The sequence below is a fragment of the Nocardiopsis sp. iso_238 genome (assembly GCF_056173325.1).
The window spans coordinates 4,507,364-4,524,323 of sequence record NZ_CM149668.1 but is presented as its reverse complement, the minus strand read 5'-3'; the positions used below and the strand labels follow the sequence as shown (position 1 = coordinate 4,524,323).

The 16,960-nt window shown below is 69.4% G+C and carries 17 protein-coding genes and 1 tRNA gene; 7 read left to right on the top strand and 11 right to left on the bottom strand.

The genetic code is table 11. From position 1 onward, the window contains the following. Positions 1-5 precede the first annotated feature (5 nt). Genes AC0VYL_RS20430 through AC0VYL_RS20420 form a run of 3 tightly spaced genes read right to left on the bottom strand, consistent with a single transcriptional unit; the run spans position 6 to position 3,146 of the window. Positions 6-1,559, bottom strand: coding sequence for a tripartite tricarboxylate transporter permease (locus tag AC0VYL_RS20430; RefSeq protein ID WP_475481167.1), 1,554 nt, complete (start codon positions 1,557-1,559; stop codon positions 6-8). Position 1,560: 1 nt separating this feature from the next. After that, the gene (locus AC0VYL_RS20425; RefSeq protein WP_475455144.1) at positions 1,561-2,157 is read right to left on the bottom strand and encodes a tripartite tricarboxylate transporter TctB family protein; all 597 of its coding nucleotides are present in this window, start codon (positions 2,155-2,157) and stop codon (positions 1,561-1,563) included. Continuing rightward, a complete protein-coding gene (locus AC0VYL_RS20420; RefSeq protein ID WP_475481166.1) occupies positions 2,154-3,146 on the bottom strand; it encodes a Bug family tripartite tricarboxylate transporter substrate binding protein in 993 nt (330 codons plus the stop codon). Before AC0VYL_RS20420 ends, AC0VYL_RS20425 begins: the two co-directional genes overlap by 4 nt. 266 nt (positions 3,147-3,412) lie before the next feature. On the opposite strand from AC0VYL_RS20420, the gene AC0VYL_RS20415 reads away from it, so the two are divergent. Genes AC0VYL_RS20415 through AC0VYL_RS20405 form a run of 3 tightly spaced genes read left to right on the top strand, consistent with a single transcriptional unit; the run spans position 3,413 to position 6,293 of the window. Beyond that, positions 3,413-4,228: an IclR family transcriptional regulator gene (locus AC0VYL_RS20415; protein ID WP_475455140.1), complete on the top strand. Its 816-nt coding sequence runs from the start codon at positions 3,413-3,415 to the stop codon at positions 4,226-4,228. Beyond that, the gene (locus AC0VYL_RS20410) at positions 4,225-5,451 is read left to right on the top strand and encodes a CaiB/BaiF CoA transferase family protein (protein ID WP_475481165.1); all 1,227 of its coding nucleotides are present in this window, start codon (positions 4,225-4,227) and stop codon (positions 5,449-5,451) included. Before AC0VYL_RS20415 ends, AC0VYL_RS20410 begins: the two co-directional genes overlap by 4 nt. After that, positions 5,448-6,293, top strand: coding sequence for a citryl-CoA lyase (locus AC0VYL_RS20405; protein WP_475481164.1), 846 nt, complete (start codon positions 5,448-5,450; stop codon positions 6,291-6,293). The genes AC0VYL_RS20410 and AC0VYL_RS20405 overlap by 4 nt, the downstream gene beginning before the upstream one ends. Positions 6,294-6,368: 75 nt before the next feature. On the opposite strand, the gene AC0VYL_RS20400 is transcribed toward AC0VYL_RS20405, so the two are convergent. From AC0VYL_RS20400 to AC0VYL_RS20390, 3 genes are all read right to left on the bottom strand, one after another. Beyond that, entirely contained in the window at positions 6,369-6,857 is a 489-nt protein-coding gene (locus AC0VYL_RS20400) for a DinB family protein (protein ID WP_475481163.1), read from the bottom strand. Between the two features lie 47 nt (positions 6,858-6,904). Further along, the gene (locus AC0VYL_RS20395) at positions 6,905-7,594 is read right to left on the bottom strand and encodes an SAM-dependent methyltransferase (RefSeq protein ID WP_475481162.1); all 690 of its coding nucleotides are present in this window, start codon (positions 7,592-7,594) and stop codon (positions 6,905-6,907) included. A 73-nt stretch (positions 7,595-7,667) separates the two neighbouring features. Continuing rightward, a complete protein-coding gene (locus tag AC0VYL_RS20390) occupies positions 7,668-8,252 on the bottom strand; it encodes a helix-turn-helix domain-containing protein (protein WP_475481161.1) in 585 nt (194 codons plus the stop codon). A gap of 337 nt (positions 8,253-8,589) precedes the next feature. On the opposite strand from AC0VYL_RS20390, the gene AC0VYL_RS20385 reads away from it, so the two are divergent. Further along, on the top strand, positions 8,590-9,624 hold the full coding sequence (locus AC0VYL_RS20385) for a DNRLRE domain-containing protein (RefSeq protein ID WP_475481160.1): 1,035 nt from the start codon (positions 8,590-8,592) through the stop codon (positions 9,622-9,624). Positions 9,625-10,307: 683 nt separating this feature from the next. Here the strand turns inward: AC0VYL_RS20385 and AC0VYL_RS20380 are convergent. After that, a complete protein-coding gene (locus tag AC0VYL_RS20380; protein WP_475455124.1) occupies positions 10,308-10,931 on the bottom strand; it encodes a dihydrofolate reductase family protein in 624 nt (207 codons plus the stop codon). Between the two features lie 127 nt (positions 10,932-11,058). Between AC0VYL_RS20380 and AC0VYL_RS20375 the strand changes: the two genes are divergently transcribed. The 3 genes from AC0VYL_RS20375 to AC0VYL_RS20365 all read left to right on the top strand — a co-directional run bounded on the left by AC0VYL_RS20375 (position 11,059) and on the right by AC0VYL_RS20365 (position 13,491). Continuing rightward, the gene (locus AC0VYL_RS20375) at positions 11,059-11,454 is read left to right on the top strand and encodes a DUF7691 family protein (protein ID WP_475481159.1); all 396 of its coding nucleotides are present in this window, start codon (positions 11,059-11,061) and stop codon (positions 11,452-11,454) included. A 618-nt stretch (positions 11,455-12,072) separates the two neighbouring features. Next, positions 12,073-12,339 carry a hypothetical protein gene (locus AC0VYL_RS20370; protein WP_475481158.1) on the top strand — a complete coding sequence of 89 codons (267 nt, stop codon included), beginning with the start codon at positions 12,073-12,075 and terminating at the stop codon, positions 12,337-12,339. Continuing rightward, positions 12,340-13,491, top strand: coding sequence for a zeta toxin family protein (locus AC0VYL_RS20365; RefSeq protein ID WP_475481157.1), 1,152 nt, complete (start codon positions 12,340-12,342; stop codon positions 13,489-13,491). It begins immediately after the preceding gene. A 34-nt stretch (positions 13,492-13,525) separates the two neighbouring features. Here the strand turns inward: AC0VYL_RS20365 and fabG are convergent, their stop codons facing one another. The 4 genes from fabG to AC0VYL_RS20345 all read right to left on the bottom strand — a co-directional run bounded on the left by fabG (position 13,526) and on the right by AC0VYL_RS20345 (position 16,884). Then, on the bottom strand, positions 13,526-14,281 hold the full coding sequence (gene fabG / locus AC0VYL_RS20360; protein ID WP_475481156.1) for a 3-oxoacyl-ACP reductase FabG: 756 nt from the start codon (positions 14,279-14,281) through the stop codon (positions 13,526-13,528). 107 nt (positions 14,282-14,388) lie between these two features. After that, positions 14,389-14,464: transfer RNA gene (locus AC0VYL_RS20355), tRNA-His, on the bottom strand. 67 nt (positions 14,465-14,531) lie between these two features. Further along, positions 14,532-15,182: an oligoribonuclease gene (gene orn / locus AC0VYL_RS20350; protein ID WP_475481155.1), complete on the bottom strand. Its 651-nt coding sequence runs from the start codon at positions 15,180-15,182 to the stop codon at positions 14,532-14,534. Positions 15,183-15,255: 73 nt separating this feature from the next. Then, a complete protein-coding gene (locus AC0VYL_RS20345; RefSeq protein WP_475481154.1) occupies positions 15,256-16,884 on the bottom strand; it encodes a DUF2510 domain-containing protein in 1,629 nt (542 codons plus the stop codon). Positions 16,885-16,960: the final 76 nt, after the last annotated feature.

Genomic DNA, 16,960 nt, shown 5'->3' with positions numbered 1-16,960 from the left:
TCGGATCACGCGGTCGGGGTGGTCTCGCGCTCGGACGGGGCGTCCGGGCGCCTGGCGGCGCGCATCCGTGCCACCACGACGATGCCGACGGCCAGCAGGATGACGGCGTAGATGCCCAGGGTGATGGGACCGGTGAACATGACTCCGACGTCCCCCTGCCCGATCGCCAGTCCGCGACGCAGTTCGGTCTCCGCGAGGGGACCGAGGATGACGGCGATGAGCACCGGGGCGACGGGGATCGCGTACCTGCGCATCATGAACCCCAACAGTCCGAGGAGGATCAGCAGCCACAGGTCGGTGACCGAGTAGGAGGAGGCGTAGACGCCGAGCACCGCGAAGCCGGTGATCCCGGCGTACAGGTACCTCTTGGGGATGAGCAGCAGCTTGGCCCACAGCGGGGCGAAGGGCAGGTTGAGGATCAGCAGCATCACGCTGCCCACGAAGAGGCTGGCCAGGAGCGCCCAGACGAGGTCCGCGTTGCGCTCGAACAGCAGGGGTCCGGGCTGCATGCCGTACTGCTGGAACGCGGCCAGCATGATGGCGGCCGTGGCCGACGTCGGCAGGCCCAGCCCGAGGAGCGCGCCCATGGCGGTGCCCGCGGTCGCGCTGGCGGCGGCCTCCGGAGCCGCCACACCCTCGATGGCGCCCTTGCCGAACTCGTCGGGGCGCTTGCCGCGCCGGGCCCGCAGCTGGGAGAGCTTGCGCTCCGTGCCGTAGGCCAGGAAGGTCGGGATCTCCGAACCCCCGGCCGGGATGGTGCCGAACGGCAGGCCGAAGCCCAGGCCGCGCAACCAGGCGGGGACGGCGCGGCGCAGGTCCCCGCGCTTGAGCCAGAGGGTGCCACCGGTCCTGACCGGCTGAGCGTCGTCCCGCTGCCGGTGGATCCGCGAGGCCACGTGGAGCACCTCGCCCAGGGCCAACAGGCCGACGGTCACCGTGACGATGCCGATCCCCTCGAACAGCGAGGGCACTCCGAGGGTGAACCGCGCCGCGCCGCTCTGCGCGTCGATGCCGACCATCGCGATCGCGAGGCCCAGGGAGAGGGCGATGAGACCGCGGACCATGGACTGGGCGACGACGGCCGAGGTCGCCACGAAGGCGAAGACCGCCAGGGCGAAGTACTCGGCGGGGCCGAACCGCAGGGCGATGTCGATGATGACACCGGAGAAGAACGCCACCACCGCGGTGGAGACCACCGCACCGAGGAAGGCCCCGATGGCGGAGGTTGCCAGCGCCTGGGAGGCCTTGCCGCGCAGCGCCATCCTGTGGCCCTCGATCGCGGTGGCGATCGCCGAGCTGTTGCCCGGCGTGTTCATCAGGATGGACGTGGTGGAGTCACCGAACAGCCCGCCGTAGTAGACGGCGGTGAACATGATGAAGGCGCCCGTGGGGTCGAGCTTGAACGTGACCGGGAGCAGGAGGGCCACGGCCATGGCCGAACCCAGGCCCGGCAGGACCCCGACCGCGGTGCCGAGGACCACGCCGACGAAGGCCCACAGCAGGTTCTCGGGGGTGAGGGCGGAGGCGAAACCGCCGCCGAGGAGTACGAGTGTGTCCATGTCAGAGCACCCCGCCCAGGATCCCCGAGGGGAGGTTCAGGCCCAGGCCCGCGACGAACGCGAGTTGGACGACCGCCGAGTAGACCAGTGCCACCGCCGCCTCGAACAGCGAGCGCCTGCCCCCGAACGCCGTGCTGACGCCGAAGAACAACAGGGCTCCGGACAGCAGCCAGCCGAGGGGTTGCAACAGCAGGGTGAAGACGATGACCGAACCCAGCACCAGGCCGACCGTGCGCCAGTCACTGTGGGTGGCGGTGCGCCGGGCCTCCTGGCCCTCGACCAGGTCACCGACGATCCCGGCGGAGTCCGTGTCCGAGACGCCGTCGGCCGGGGGAACGGCCGGTTCGCGGGCGACCTGGACGATCAGCAGCGCCCCGAGCACCAGCATCAGTCCGGACACCAGACCGGGGAAGAGCTGGGGGCCGGGCCCTGTGGAGGTGTCCGGGACGTGCATGGCCATGGTCTGCGTGGCCAGGAAGGCGCCGACCCCGATGACGAGCAGGCCGACGAAGACCTCGCTGCGTCCCCGGAGCCAGGCCCGGGCCGGGTGGGACGCCCGCGAGGGCGCGGGCGGCGCTGATTCTCTCTGTGGGTTCATGACAGCCCCAGGTCCTTGGTGACGTCGGTGATGCGGGTGATCTCTTCCTTGAGGAAGGCCTCGAACTCCGGACCGGACTGGAAGGTGTCGTCCCACCGGTTGCGTTCGAGGGTGTCCTGCCACTCGGGGGTGGCGACCATCTCCTCGACGATGGCCGTCAGCTCCGCGCGTTCCTCCTCGGTGATCCCGGGCGGCGCCATGAAGCCCCGCCAGTTGGGGAGCACGGCGTCCACGCCCTGTTCGGGGAGGGTGGGGTGGTCCTCCAGACCGGTGACCCGCTCGCGTGCGGAGACGCCGAGGACCCGGAGGCTCCCCGTCTCCACCTGGTCACTGAACTCGTTGTAGCCGGACACGCCGACGTCGATGCTGCCCGAGAGCAGGGAGGTGAGCGCCTGTGCGCCGCCCGCGAACGGGATGTAGTTGACGTCGGTCGGGTCGAGGCCCTGTGACTGGGCGGCGAGCCCGGCCAGCAGGTGGTCGGTGCCTCCGAGCGAACCGCCGCCCACGGCCACCGCGCCCGGGTCGTCCTCCCAGGCCTCGATCAGGTCGTTCATGTCCTGGAGGGGTGAGTCGTCACGGACCACGAAGACCTCGTAGTCGTCCGCCACCCGTGCGATGGGGACGACGTCCTCCAGGGTCTGGGCGGAGTCGTTGACGATGATGCCGCCGATCATGACGGTCCCGGTGGTCATCAGGGTGGTCGCCTCGCCCTCCCGCCGCACCGTCTGCGCGAGACCGATCGTGCCCCCCGCTCCGGGCAGGTTCACGACCTGGGTGTTGGCCACGACGTCGTTCAGACGCATCGCGTGCTGTGCCTCCCGTGCGACGAGGTCCCAGCCACCGCCCGGGTCGGCGGGCACCACGATGTCCACCCGGGCGCGGGCCTCGGCTTCGTGCGTCTGTGAGAGCGCGGCGTTCACCGCGGCGGCACCCACGACGAGGGTCGCGCACACGGCCCCCACCGCACGCAGGGTGCGCTGCTTGTCCATCTTCACTCCCTCTCGACCCCAGTGGTCCACCAGGTGGACCTAATGGGCCGCTGATTGGTTCAGAGAATGATGCAAATCACTCGGAGGTGTGTCAATGCGTCCGGGAAATCTTTCCTTAACGAAGTCGTCACGCCAGCTGGGGTGCGTCATCCCTGGACAGAAGCCCCGTGCCGAGGGGGTCGGCTCGGGGGCCTCTGGCGGTTCCAGCTTCGGTGGGTTAGCCTGACCCCCAGAATGACCATCTAGTAGACCAATGAGTCCACCAGGTGGACCACGATGGGAGGGTGATGGCCGGGGACACCGAAGGGGGAGTGCGCAGCGTGGTGCGCGCGCTCGACCTGTTGGACCTCTACGACGAGAGGAACCAGCGCTACACCACACGCGAGCTGGTGGAACTGACCGGTCTGGCCAAGACCACCGTCCTCCGCCTGGTCGGAACCCTCGAACAACGGGGGCTGCTCTGGTCCGGTTCGGACGGCCGCGTCGGAGCCGGACCGGGGCTGCTCCGCTGGGCGCGCCTGGCCCACGCCGTCTGGCAGGTGCCCGAGTCGATCCGCGTGATCATGCGGGACCTCACCGTCGAGACCTCCGAGACCGTCAACCTCTACGTACGCGCGGACACCGTTCGGGTCTGCGTCGCGCAGGAAGAGGGCCCCCAGCGGCTCCGACACGTCGTGAACACCGGCGACGAGATGCCCCTCTGGGGCGGTGCTGCCAGCAAGGTGCTCCTGGGCGGAGCTCCCGAGTCGGTGGTCCGGAGGGTCGCTGCGGCCTCTCCGCACGGACCGCAGTACGTCGACCGCCTGCTCACCGAGATCGCCGAGGCCCGCGCCCAGGGGTTCGCGGTCAGCCACGGCGAACGCGAACACGGCGCCTCGGGCGTCGCCGCCCCGGTGAACGGTTCCGGTGGAGGTCCCGGACCCGTCGCCGCGCTGGCGGTCGGCGGGCCCACCGCGCGCTTCACCGACGCCTCCGTCCGTGCCTTCAGCGGCGCGGTACGCGAGGCGGCGGAGCGCATCGGCCGGATCGGGTTCGACCCGGGATCGGAGAACGTGGCGACCGAGGACAAGGAGAACAGATGAGCACCGCGACAGCCGCGCGTGACCCCCTCCCCCTGGCGGGGGTCCGCGTCCTGGACCTGACCAACGTGCTGGCCGGGCCCTACGCCGGATACCAGCTCTCCCTGATGGGCGCGGACGTCGTCAAGGTGGAGGTGCCCGGCGCGGGCGACCTCGCACGCCAGCTCGGAGCCTCCTCGGAACTCAACGACCAACGCGTGGGGGCGTCCTTCCTCGCCCAGAACGCGGGCAAGCGGTCGCTGACCCTGAACCTGAAGTCCACCGAGGGGCGCCGGGTCCTGAGAACGCTGGTCAGGGACGCGGACGTGCTGCTGGAGAACTTCCGGCCGGGGGTCATGGAACGCCTGGGCTTCGACTGGGAGACCCTGCGCGGCCTCAACCCGGGCCTGGTGTACTGCGCCGTGTCCGGGTTCGGCTCCGACGGGCCGCTGAGCGACCGGCCCGCCTACGACCAGATCATCCAGGGCCTGTCCGGGATGATGGACGCCACCGGCACGGAGGAGACCGGCGCCCTCCGTGCCGGTTTCCCGATCGCTGACGTCCTGGGCGGGCTGGCCGCCGCGTTCGCTGTCGGAAGCGCTCTCGTGCGGCGTGAACGCACGGGGGAGGGCACACGCCTGGACGTGTCGATGCTGGAGACCGCCATCACCGCCATGGGGTGGGGGGTCTCCAACTACCTCTCGGCGGGCGTGGAGCCCTCCCGTATCGGCAACGAGAACGCCACCGCCGCTCCCTCGGGCACCTTCTCCACCGCCGAGGGCACACTCAACATCGCGGCCAACAAGCAGGAGCAGTTCGAGACCCTCTGCCGCCTCCTCCAGGCCTCGGAGCTCGTGGCCGACCCCCGCTTCGCCACACGGGAGAACCGCAAGGCCCACCGGGTCGCCCTGCGCGACGAACTCGAGGAGCGTCTGGCGAGCCGGAGCGCGGCGGACTGGGAGAGGGTCCTGTCCGAGGCGGGGGTCCCCGCGGCACGGGTGCTCAGTGTCCGCGAGGCCCTCGAACTGGAACACATCGAACACCGGGGCCTGGTCCGCACACTGCCGTTCCCCGGTCGGGACGACCGCGACCTGCGCGTCCTGGGCAGCGGCGTGCACGTGGACGGCGCCTCCCTGGGGCCCGACCGTTCGCCACCCCTCCTGGGTGAACACACCGACCAGATCCTCCAGGAAGCCGGTTACGAGCAGAGCGAGGTCAACGCGCTCAGAGAGGCGGGTGTGGTGTGAGTGATCCCGACGCCCCGACCATGACCCACGAGGAGATCGGTGACTGGTGGTCGACCTCCCTGACACGTATCGCCCCGGGTGAGATCGAACTGCGCGGCTACCCCGTGCAGGACGTCATCGGCCGCCACGGTTTCGTCGAGGTGGTCTGGCTCATGCTCAGGGGCGAACTGCCCGAGCCGGCCCAGGCCCGCATGCTGGAGTCCGCGCTGGTCGCCGGGGTCGACCACGGGCCCCAGGCGCCCTCCATCGCGGCCGCCCGGATGGCCGCCACCTGCGGGCTGGGACTCAACAACGCCGTCGCCAGCGGAGTGAACCTCCTGGGAGACGTGCACGGCGGCGCGGGCCAACAGTGCGTCGCCCTCCTGAACAGGATGGCGGAACTGCGCTCCGACGGCACCGCCGCCGACGACGTGGCCGAGGCGATCGTGGCCGAGTACCGGGAGAGGGGCGGCTACGTCCCCGGGTTCGGGCACCGCTTCCACCCCAGGGACCCCCGCCGCGACCCCCTCCTGGGCATGGTCCGCGAGGCGGTCGGTGCGGGAATCGTCGACGCCGGACCGCTGGAGTCCGCACTCGCCCTGGAGAAGGCTTTGGAGGGACGCCGGGGCAGACCCGTTCCGATGAACATCGACGGGGCCACGGCGACCGTCTACGCCTCCCTCGGCTTCGACGCCGAACTGGCCCGCGGGCTCTTCGTCCTCTCGCGGTCGGTCGGGATCCTGGCCCACGCCTGGGAGGAGAGCAACAGCGGCGCGAGGATCAAGGGTCCCCTCCCGCGTACGGTCCTCGCCGGTTACACCGGCCCGGCGACCCGCCTCCCGGGCGAGGCCCACGACGACTGAGCCGCTCGCGGTGCCCCCGGCCGGTGCGAGCGCGCACCGGCCGGGAGGTGTGGGGACCGTTCCCTCCGGAGGGGATCAGCGGCCGGTCCGGCCGTCGATCCACTCGCGGAGGATGTCGAGGTGCCCGGCGTGACGGCCGGTCTCCTCGATCATGTGCGCCAGGGCCCACCGCATCGACGGCGCGGGCCCGCCGCGGTGGCCGTCATGCGCGGGTCGGCCGAGGTCCTCGCAGGCGGCGATGGCCCTGTTCGCTAGGGCGACGGCGTCGCGGTAGCCCTGGAGCACCTCCTCGGTGCTCTGGTCCGGACCGGCATGGAACGTCGCCGCCCAGTCGGCGGTCTCCTCACCGAGGAACACGCGGCGCTCGACGCGGGTCAGGTGCACGATGAGGCCGAGCAGGTTGGTCCCGGAGGCCACACCAGGGGTGCGTACGTGCTCCTCCGGCGCCCCCTCGACCTTGGCCAGGGCGCCCTGGCGCAGGTAGTCGAGGAATCCGGTGAGGACCTCCTTCTCACCGGGCCCGGTCCTGGGCGGTGGGCGGTCGCGTCGTGTTCGGGCGGACATGGTGCTCCCTCCGTGGGCGGTGTCGGCGTTCTCTGCGGTGCGGGCGTTCAGGCCCGATCGGTCCTCGGAGTCGTCCCCGGACGGCGGCGTGCCGCCACCACGTTGTCGACCACCGTCGCGGAGCGCCCGCCGGGTCCGTGCGCGAGTCGTGTGCGTTGTTCGACCACGGCGGCGGTCCACTCCGGCCCGAGGTCGAGCGAGTGCCACAGGTCGTCCGCGGTCGGATGCTCGTCGTGTCGGTTCCATGACCAGGGCGCGCTCGAACCGTGGTCGACGACGAGCAGGATCCCCTCGTCGCGGACCGACCGCGCGGCCGTGCGCAGGACCGCGTCTCTGTCGAGGCCCGTCGTGGCGTGGAAGTAGGTGGTGTAGACGAGGTCGACCGGGCCGGTGTCGGGCACGGAGGACGCCAGGTCGAGAGCTTCCACGTCGAGGCGTTCCCCGACTCCGGCCAGCCGGGCCCGTTCGGCCAGGACGTCCACCACGTGCTCCGAGACGTCCACCGCCGTGACCCGCCACCCCCGCGCGGCCAGCCACAGGGCGTCCCCGCCGCGCCCGCACGCGAGTTCGAGGCCCCGGGGCGCTCTTCGGCGCGGGGCCGGTACGAGCGCCAGTTCGGCCGCGAGCGCGGCGAAGGCCGTGTTGGGCTGCGGAGGGGGTGTCGAGGGATGTTCGTCGCTGTACTGCTGGCCCCAGAACTCCCGTGCGGGAGAGGGGACCCCGGTTTCGGATCGCATGAGGCCCATGCTGGGCGGTGGCGGCGGGTCCGGGCACGGTTCCGTGCGGATCTGCAACGGCGCGCGCGGGTCCTCAGGACCCGTGCAGGTGGACGCGCTCGCCCTGGGTCCCGAAGATCGCGATGACCTCGGCCACCGCCCGCTCGGCGGGGTTGCCGATCCAGTGCGGGGTCCGGGTGTCGAACTCGGCCGCCTCCCCGGCGTGCAGCTGCACGTCCTGTTCGGAACCGAGGACCAGCCGCACGGTTCCGGTGAGGACGTAGAACCACTCGTGGCCCTCGTGCGTGCGCAGCTCGGGAGCCGGAAGGGTCCGGGACGGCGGGTAGACCACCTTGTACGCCTGGATCCCGCCCGCGCGCCGCGTGAGCGGGACGAAGGTCAGACCGAAGCGGCGCACCGGATGCAGGTGGACGCGCGGGTCACCCACCTTGGGCGCGTCCACGAGCTCGTCGATCGGCACCCGGTGGACGCGGGAGAGCGGGAGCAGCTGCCCGAGGGTGGGCTGGAGCCGTCCGGTCTCCAGGCGCGAGAGCGTGCTCGGTGAGATCCCCGTGCGTTCCGACAGCTCGGCGAGGGTCAGTCCCGCCCGGCCACGCAGACGCCGCAGTCGGACGCCCACGGCTCGGAGCACCCCGGCGTCGGGATCGTTGCCTTCCATGTCCGCAACCTATCTCGTGGTGCGCTCCCGCTCTCGCTCCCGCTGTGGGGAGCGGGGGAGTGGTCGCACGCCTTCGGTTTTCGGTTTGAAACGATCCCTATTTTGGTTGTTGCCGAATGAGTCACGGTGGAAAACGAAGACGATCTCGGCTCCCGGAGCGGCTTCCGGTGGCCCTCGTTTGTCTTGTGGGGTAATGGTGGTTTTGGTCCGCGTATATATCCCCGTTGTTTGTCTGGTGCGGTGTGAATTTGGTAAATTCCTCTTAGTTGAAGGCGTGGCACGATGCCTCGCCGGAATTGCTTTCGGTCATCGTTGGAATGTGTAGGCACCAACCGTAATGCGTCGTACCCTGACCCGCGCGACGGCGGCCTGTGCGACCTACGCCCTGGTTCTCTCGCTGGGGGTGGGTGCACCCGTCGCGGCTGACGAGAAACCCGCCACCGTCAAGGAAAGTGCTCCGGGCTCCGGTCCGGTGGAGGTCTCCCCGGCCACTGGCGGATCGCACGAAGGTCCTGGCGTTCACGCCAGCGATAGCCCTTCCCCGATCCCGCATTACGGCGGTGGCCGAATTCAGTCCGCGAGTTCGCTGTGGGCCCATGTGGACCGCGCGTTTCCGGACCAACCTTCCAACATGGCCGAAATCGGAAGTCTGGGTACGGGTCGCCTCGCATGGGACCGTGTGTACACTCGCAGGGCCCTTTTCCGTTTCCCGGTGGAACTCGGTACCGATTCCGTGGTGGAATCCGCCGTGCTACGGACCGTCGTGGCGTGGTCCTACGACTGTGAAAGCGACTCCGCCGTGGAGTTGCACCGGGTCGACGCGTTCGACGAGGAAACCACCTGGAACGACCAGCCGGAGTCCCTGGGTCTGCTCGACACCCGGAACGTGCGGGGCGGGCACACGGCCTGCCCGCTCCACGGCGGCGTGGAGTTCGACGTGACCGAGGCCTACCAGCGGGCCCTGGACAACGGAGAACACCACCTCCACCTGAGGCTCGGGGCGGCGGACGAGTCCGGGAGCACCGCCTGGCGGCGCTTCGACGTCGAGGACGACCCCCCGGTCCTGGTGGTCGACCACGGCCCCGCCCCGAACAGGTCCGTCGCGCCCTCCGAGAGGGCTGAGCCGCAGGACGACGTCACCCCCCGGGACGACGACCCTCCGAACCACGTCCGACCTCCCGTGGCCCCCGTGCCCGTGGCAACCGGCGACGTCCTCCTCCGGGGTCACGACGACGGCCCGTCCGGGAGCGAGCTGGTCCGATCCCCTTCGGCGGAGGGACCGGACCACGCGATCGCCGCGGACGACCACTGGTGGGCCGGGGAGACGACCCGGGCCCGTGGCCCCCCAGGCAGCTCTTCACTCGACAACTGAACCCTCGGTTGGGCGACCGGGGGAGTCGGTTGGTGAAGGACGACACCCCTCTCCTCCGACGCGTCTTCCGGTCGGGCGGAGGCCCGCGTCGGCGGCCCGTGGGGGAGCACCGTGATGGGGAGGCTCCCCGGCGGCCCAGGAGTCCGTGCCGTCCGCGCACCGGTCACACGGCGCAGTGATCGTTCGCGGCGGACAGCCCGGCTCCACGCCGGTCGGAGAGGTGGTCGTCCCGCAAACCGGACGTGCCCGGGGCAGAGCCAGGTGGGGTTATGCCTCGGGAAGCCGCGGAGGCCCGTTCTCGTCTGTGTGCCTGGGTGCCACACGGACGTGCTTCGGGCCACCGCGGACGTTCGCGTGCCAGGAACCGCGGAGACGGGAGGTGGATCGGGAGCGAGCCGGGTGAACGGCACCAACGGGACACGGGCCCGCCGGACGCCTGACCGGGTCGGTGTTCCATCAGGTCTCGGGCCACGAGGGTGATCCGGGCCCGGAGGAGCCCGTCCGGTGCGGTCACGTCGACCCCCAGGATCCGCACCACCTGGTCGATCCCGCATGTGACAGTGCCAGGGTTGGTGCGGGCCCACGGCGCAAGCACCGAGTTCGACCCCCTCCGCGACGACCAGATCGAGTAGTGCTGCGCGCCGGAGTCTCGGTCGAGGGTGTCGCGGCGGGCGCTCGCTGACTCAGGTGAGTGAGTTGACGCCCTCGTAGTTCGCCAACGGAGCCGCCCCGGAGGTGACGTACTCCAGCAGGACCAGACCGGACGGGGTGTGGTCCCGTCCGACCAGGCGGAACCCGGTGCTCTGCGACGGGTGTGTGAACAGTCGTCGGCCCTCACCGACCACGGTGGGCGCGACCACCAGTCGGAGCGAGTCGACGAGCCCCGAGGACAGGAGGAAGCCGCCGAGCCGCGCGCTGCCGTGGATCTGCACCTCACGCCCGGGCTGGTCCCGCAGGCTGTTCACGGCGTTGACCGGGTCCCCTCCCAACAGGGTGGTGGGATCCCAGGAGCCCTCGGCCAGCGTGGAACTCACGACGTACTTGGGCAGCGAGTTCATCCGCACCGTGAACGGATCGGGCTCCGTGATCCGGGGCCAGTCACGCGCGAAGGCCTCGTAGGTGCGTCGGCCGAACAGCAGGCCGTCCGCGTGGTCCAGCCACTCCGACGCGGTGCTCACGAACGTCGCGTCCATGAAGGGCACGAACCAGCCGCCCCGGGTGAACCCGCCGGAGGTGTCCTCGTCGGCCGAACCGGGACCCTGACTGACGCCGTCGAGCGAGACGAACTGGGTGAGGGTGATCTTCACGCGGGCTCCTCTCCGGCGGTCGCGCCCGGACCGTCGAGGTGGCCCAGTCTCACACGGAGAGGACCACCGTCCCCGTCTCCACGCCGAGAGAGCCGAACTGTCACAGGGGCTCCGTACCGTTCGGGGCATGAGTTCAGGACTGATGGCCTTCAGCGTCGACATCGACCGGATCACCCGCCCCGCCTCCGAGACGGTGCGTTCGCAGTGCGAGATGTACGGCACGTTCCTCGACAACCGCCGCTTCTACCCGGTGAAGTACTGGTGGCTCGGAGAGGTGGACCAGACCCTTTCGGGTCTCGGTGTGCACGCGGTGGGGGTCGAGTACCTGGCGGGCGACCAGGACGACGGCGACTCCTGGTCCGCCAAGTCCGTGGGTCTGGCGGACGAGCAGGCACGCGCGGTCACCCCGGAACAGATCGCGGAGATCGAGGACCCGTACATGCGTGAGGCGGTCACCTCGGTCCTGGGTTGGATCCGCACCGCCGCCAGCCGCGGACACGGAATCATCGGCTTCTTCCACTGACGTCGTGTGTGTCGCCGCGGTGCGCACCATGGGCCTCCGACGCCTGGTCCGCCGCGCGGAGCGAACCTCCGGCTGTTCCGAGGCGGGAAGGCGGACGGGCGGAAGGTTCCACCCGTGTTGATGGCGCCGTTGACAGCGAGTTCCGTTGGTGGGGGTCTCTTTGACTTCCACCAGATCCCCCACCGGTTGAGTGCGTGTTCCTTCCGGGCGAGGCCGGGGCCCGTGCACGTCGATGATCACCCCCTCCACCCCGGCTCGAACCGTCGTGTGCCACGACCCCAGACGGTGCCAGCCCATCCTGACGATCAGCACTCCGACTTCGCGGGTCTGGTTCTCGCCCGGAAATCGCCAAGGGGATGAGTTCGACCGAACGAGGACGTCCCCGCAGATCAGCGGGCCCCCGAGGTCGGTAGAACTGTCGAATGATGGCTGAATTACCGGGTTGAGGCAGCCCCAGCACCGTGTGGCCCCATGGGTTCTTCGGTCAGCGAGAGGAATCGGAGCGGACTTCATGTTCGCTCGTACTTGGAGTAGCAGGGCTGGCGTCCTGAAAATCAGAACTGGGCGAGTGGTACGGTGGATGTGTTTCGCTCAGATTTCACAGAGAAAGAAATATCGATGCCTGACTTTTCTGATGGAATGCTGGATCGCTCCACGCCCATGAGTGTCGTTGTCGACGTGCTGGGTGACTTGGCGAATCGACTGAGCGGGGAGTACATCCACCTGTCCAGGTCAACCTCCTCTCCTGAAGAGGAGGAACGCCTCATTCAGGTGGCTCTCGGCGTCGATGACAGGAAGGATGCCACTGACTTCAGTGACCGAGAAGCCATGGTCGCCAGGATTCGAGAGTTCAAGGCCGAACTCTCGGAACTGAAGGGGAAGTAGGTGAAGGACCGCTATCGGTACACTCTTCGGGATGAGCAGCTGGACGACGGGTTCAGGCTGGCGAAGAGGTTCGTATTCAGGAAACGAAGGAGGGCCGAGGACAGACGTGTACTTGCCCTCGTCGGTGCCCAGCCCGCAGCCGGAAAGACTCAGGCAGCCAATGTCCTGAACGATCGGTATCCGGATCTGGTCCCTGTCATCGGGGATGATCTGAGGCGGTTTCATCCTGACTACTCGAAGGTCATGGATGAGAACCGTCTGCTCATGCCCGATGTGACGGCCAAGGCTTCCGGTCAGTGGGTGGGGAAGAGTCTGGAACATGCCAGGAAGGAGGGTTACAGCGTTCTGCTTGAGGGGACCTTCCGCAACACCGACATGGTGCTCAAGAATGCCGAGGTTTTCGCGAACAACAAGGGCGCCCCCTATAAGGTCGAGGTCTCTGCGCTGGCTGTCAACGCGGACCGTAGCCTTCTTGACTCGGTATCGCGTTACCTGTACTCGGGTGAGGGGCGCTGGACGAGTGCGGCGGCCCATGACGAGGCGTACCAGCGTGTTCCGGAGACGGTCAAGGCGCTGGAAGGATCAGAGAGCATCTCTCGTGTTGTTGTCACGGACAGATCGGGCAAGGATCTTTACGTGAACCAACGTGGTCCTGATGGGAAATTGTCTCGCCCTCGCGGGGCATCGGACTTTCTTGAAAGGCACCGGAGTCAGCCCCTGGGGCAGCAGGAGTCCCGGAAATGGATTTCCAACTACTGGAAGTATTCAAGGGAGATCGTGAAGCGCGGGGAGCTCAACTCTGTGACAGCCCCGACCTTCCTGAGGTTGCACGAGTCGGCAGACAGGATTTTTCAGCAGGCCTATCCCGGCGATCAAGCCAAGCTGAAGGTGCACCAGGCTTACCAGGCCCTACAGAAAACCGTGCTGCATGCGGGTAACAATGGTGCGGACAACTCGAAGCTCCCCAGAAACCCCAAAGAGTATTTCGCTGCCTCGGATGCCAGGAAGGCCGAATTCCATGCGGAGTTCAACAGGGCGAAGAAGGCATCCGAACTCAAGGCCAGGAGTGGAAGCGGGTCCCGCAAGTTCCCATGGCCGACCAGTGGTAGGCCCAAGGGTCCCGCGGTGGGTAGCGACGGACCGACTAGGTGACGTCGACCGACGCTCACCCGCAGAGGCGGCGTTCTCAGGCGGGAGTCGCGAAGGCGCCGCCGTCCTCGGGTAGCACCTGGCCTCCGTCGACGACGATGGCCTGACCGGTGATGAACGAGGCCCCGGGACCGGCCAGGAACAGACAGGTCGCGGCGATGTCCTCAACCTCCCCGACACGTCCGAGGGGGATCGCAGCGCGCATGCGTTCGAGGTAGTCCGGTCCCATGTCGTCCAGACCCTCGGTGCGAATGTTGCCGGGCAGTACGGCGTTGACGGTGACGCCCCGTGGTGCGAGCTCCAGGGCGGCGCTGCGCATGAACCCCAGCTGGGCCGCCTTGGTGGCGCCGTAGTGCGTCCAACCCGCGTATCCGGTCAGCGGTCCGGTGATGGAGGAGGTGATCACCACGCGACCCTGCTCGGAGAGCGTCAGGGCCTCCACCGCCGCCTGGACCGTGAACACGGTGCCCTTGAGGTTGGTGTCGATGGTCCGGTCAAGCTCCTCCGGGGCCATCGACACCAGCGGTGACGAGGGGAAGACACCGGCGTTGGCGCAGACCACGTCCAGGCCGCCGGTGCTCCGCACGGCCTGTTCGACCACGCGCACGCAGTCCTCGGGATCGGCCACGTCCGCGACGGCCCACTCCGCCCCTGGAACGCCATGGGCGGCCTCCCGTGCCCTGGCCTCGTCACGCCCGACGATCAGTACCCGGTCTCCGGCCCTCGCGAACGCCTTGGCGATCCCGAGCCCGATCCCCTTCGTGCCACCGGTCACCAGAACCGATCTGCCCACGGACGCCTCCTGTCGCTGGACCGGTGACGGTCGTACCCTGTCGACGGTCGAGGAACCCCCTGGGAACGTGAAAGGCCCTGATCCTCTGGATCAGGGCCTTTCGACTCTGGGGTGAGTGACGGGACTTGAACCCGCGACTTCTTGGACCACAACCAAGTGCTCTACCGGCTGAGCTACACCCACCACGTGCGCCTGACCTCTCGGCCCTGCGTACGTATGAAATTCTAGCGGACTCCGGGGAGTGCTTCGATCAGTTTTCCGGCTGGGCGGTGTGGAGAGCCGCGTCACGTGCCTTCAGGCCGGTGCCGTCGGCGACGACCTCGGCGGCGATGGCACGGGCCGTGGCCGAGTTCGGGCCGGGTTCCGGGACGAAGGCGGCCGCGCGGAAGTACCGCAGCTCACGGATGCTTTCGGTGATGTCCGCGAGCGCCCGGTGGCCGCCGTTCTTCTCCGGGCTCGCGTAGTAGACGCGCGGGTACCAGCGGCGCAGGAGCTCCTTGATGGAGGACACGTCGACCATCCGGTAGTGCAGGAAATCGTCGATCCGGCGCATGTCCCGGGCGAGGAACGTGCGGTCGGTGGCGATCGAGTTGCCGCACAGGGGCGCCTTGCGGGGCTCGGTCACGTACTGGCGGATGTGCTCCAGCACGCGGTCCTCCGCCTCCTGGAGCGTCACACCCTTGTCCAGCTCGTCCAGGAGCCCGGACGTGGTGTGCATGTTCCGGACGAAGTCGCCCATCCGGTCCAGGGCCTCCTGCGGGGGTTTGATCACGACGTCGACACCCTCGTCGAGGATGTTCAGCTCACCGTCGGTGATCAGACAGGCCACCTCGATCAGCGCGTCGTTCTCGAAGTCGAGGCCGGTCATCTCGCAGTCGATCCACACCAAACTGTCATTCATACCGGTCAGCTTAGGGGTTGTGGAAGCGAACGGGGGCGGTGGGCCGTCGGCCCACCGCCCCCGTGACGGGTTCTCAGTCCCAGATGAACGGGTCGGACTCGCCCTGGGGGAGACCCAGGTCGAAGATGTCGTACATCCAGTCCCACACGTCCCAGAACTGGAGGTAGAGCATCACCAGGATGATCAGGGGGATCAGGACGAAGAAGAAGCAGCCGCAACCGCAGCCGCGCTTCTTCCTGGGCGGCTTGGGTGGCGCAGGCGGCGGGCCGTACGCGTTGGGCGGACCGCCGTAGGGGTTGCCGCCGCGCGGGCCACCGGGAGGCGGACCTCCGGGAGGCGGACCCCAGGGGGCACCTCCGGGCGGCGGGCCACCCGGGCCACCGGGGCCGGGAGGACCGGCCATGGGGCCGCGCGGGCCGCCGGGAGGCGGACCGAACTGCTGGGGCGGCGGACCCTGCGGAGGCATCGGGGGCCGGTTGCCCATCGGCGGCGGGTACCCGCCGGGCGGACCGAACTGCTGGTGCGGGGGGAAGCCCTGCTGGGGACCGGTCGGCGGCTGGGGCGGGCCCGACTGCTGGGGGCCGGTCGGCGGACGGTGCCCGGGGAAGGCACCGGGCTGAGGGCCGGACGGGGGCTGGGCGACGAAGCCGGGCTGCGGACCCGACGGGGGCTGCGGCTGGCCCGGGTTCTGGGGGGTCCAACCGGCGGGGGGCGCACCGGCGTCGGCGGGGTTGGGGGCGGGGTTGGCAGCGGGGGCGTTCCTGGCGGCCTCCTCGACTCGCCTGCGCTCCTCCTCCGCCTGCTTCTGGGTCTCCTCGGCCTGCTTCCTGGCCTCGGCCTCGCGGAGGACCCGCTCCTCCTCGCGCTTCTTGGCGGCCTCCTCCTCGGCGTGGCGGCGCTGCTCCTTACGCTCCTCGGAGAGGTCGGCCCACCCCTCCTTGAGGTTGCCGAGGAATCCCTTGAACTTGCCGCTCCTGGGGTCCTCGTCGGAGCCGCCGGAGAACATCGGGTCGTTCGGGTCGAAGACCGCGGTGCCGCCGGGGGAACCTCCCGGAGTGAACACGGCGGTGCCCGGGGTCTCGCCGACGGTGTTGGGGTCGAACACGGCGGTGCCCGGCGTCTCACCGATGGTGTTGGGGTCGAAGACCGCTGTACGGGGCGCCTCACCGGACAGGTCGGCCGTGGGGATCTCGTCGTTGGTGAGGTCCGCCGTGGGCAGCTCGTCCTCGGAACCGGGAAGGTCGGAGGGGTTCACCCGCATCGTGGCGCCGCCCATGTCGGCGGTCGCCTCGTCGTCCGGGGACCGGGCCCACGAGGGGTCGATGCGCATCGTGCCGGGTTCGTCGCCGACCGGGGTGGGGGAGGGAGGCGACTGGTTGACGCGGACGGTGCTGGGGTCCTCGGGGGGTGCGGGGTCAGGGGTGCGCCGGGCCCACGAGGGGTCGATGCGCATGGTGCTCGGATCGTCGTCGATCGGCGTCGGGGCGCTCGTCCCCAGCCGGACCGTTCCCTCGTCGTCCTCGGAGGGGGAGGGGCCCCCGTCCCGGCCCAGATCGGTGGTGGCGGCTTCCTCGTCGGAGCCGGCCTGGAGCTCGCTCAGTGAACGGGTATGCCTCGTCCACTCGTCACCGTTCCACCATCTGAGCGTCTGCGCGTCGCCCTGTGGGTCGGCGTACCAACCCGGCTCGATAGATCCACCCATGGGCGACAGACTAAGGGGTTGCGGAGCCGTACTTGACCAGTGGTATCCGAATCTCCACGAGGCCTCCGTCTGCGTG

Excerpts from the sequence above, each read along its gene's own strand:
- AC0VYL_RS20430 (WP_475481167.1), bottom strand. The coding sequence starts at position 1,559 with ATGGACACACTCGTACTCCTCGGCGGCGGTTTCGCCTCCGCCCTCACC.
- AC0VYL_RS20425 (WP_475455144.1), bottom strand. The coding sequence starts at position 2,157 with ATGAACCCACAGAGAGAATCAGCGCCGCCCGCGCCCTCGCGGGCGTCC.
- AC0VYL_RS20420 (WP_475481166.1), bottom strand. The coding sequence starts at position 3,146 with ATGGACAAGCAGCGCACCCTGCGTGCGGTGGGGGCCGTGTGCGCGACC.
- AC0VYL_RS20410 (WP_475481165.1), top strand. The coding sequence starts at position 4,225 with ATGAGCACCGCGACAGCCGCGCGTGACCCCCTCCCCCTGGCGGGGGTC.
- AC0VYL_RS20400 (WP_475481163.1), bottom strand. The coding sequence starts at position 6,857 with ATGTCCGCCCGAACACGACGCGACCGCCCACCGCCCAGGACCGGGCCC.
- AC0VYL_RS20395 (WP_475481162.1), bottom strand. The coding sequence starts at position 7,594 with ATGCGATCCGAAACCGGGGTCCCCTCTCCCGCACGGGAGTTCTGGGGC.
- AC0VYL_RS20390 (WP_475481161.1), bottom strand. The coding sequence starts at position 8,252 with ATGGAAGGCAACGATCCCGACGCCGGGGTGCTCCGAGCCGTGGGCGTC.
- AC0VYL_RS20385 (WP_475481160.1), top strand. The coding sequence starts at position 8,590 with ATGCGTCGTACCCTGACCCGCGCGACGGCGGCCTGTGCGACCTACGCC.
- AC0VYL_RS20375 (WP_475481159.1), top strand. The coding sequence starts at position 11,059 with ATGAGTTCAGGACTGATGGCCTTCAGCGTCGACATCGACCGGATCACC.
- AC0VYL_RS20370 (WP_475481158.1), top strand. The coding sequence starts at position 12,073 with ATGCCTGACTTTTCTGATGGAATGCTGGATCGCTCCACGCCCATGAGT.
- orn (WP_475481155.1), bottom strand. The coding sequence starts at position 15,182 with ATGAATGACAGTTTGGTGTGGATCGACTGCGAGATGACCGGCCTCGAC.
- AC0VYL_RS20345 (WP_475481154.1), bottom strand. The coding sequence starts at position 16,884 with ATGGGTGGATCTATCGAGCCGGGTTGGTACGCCGACCCACAGGGCGAC.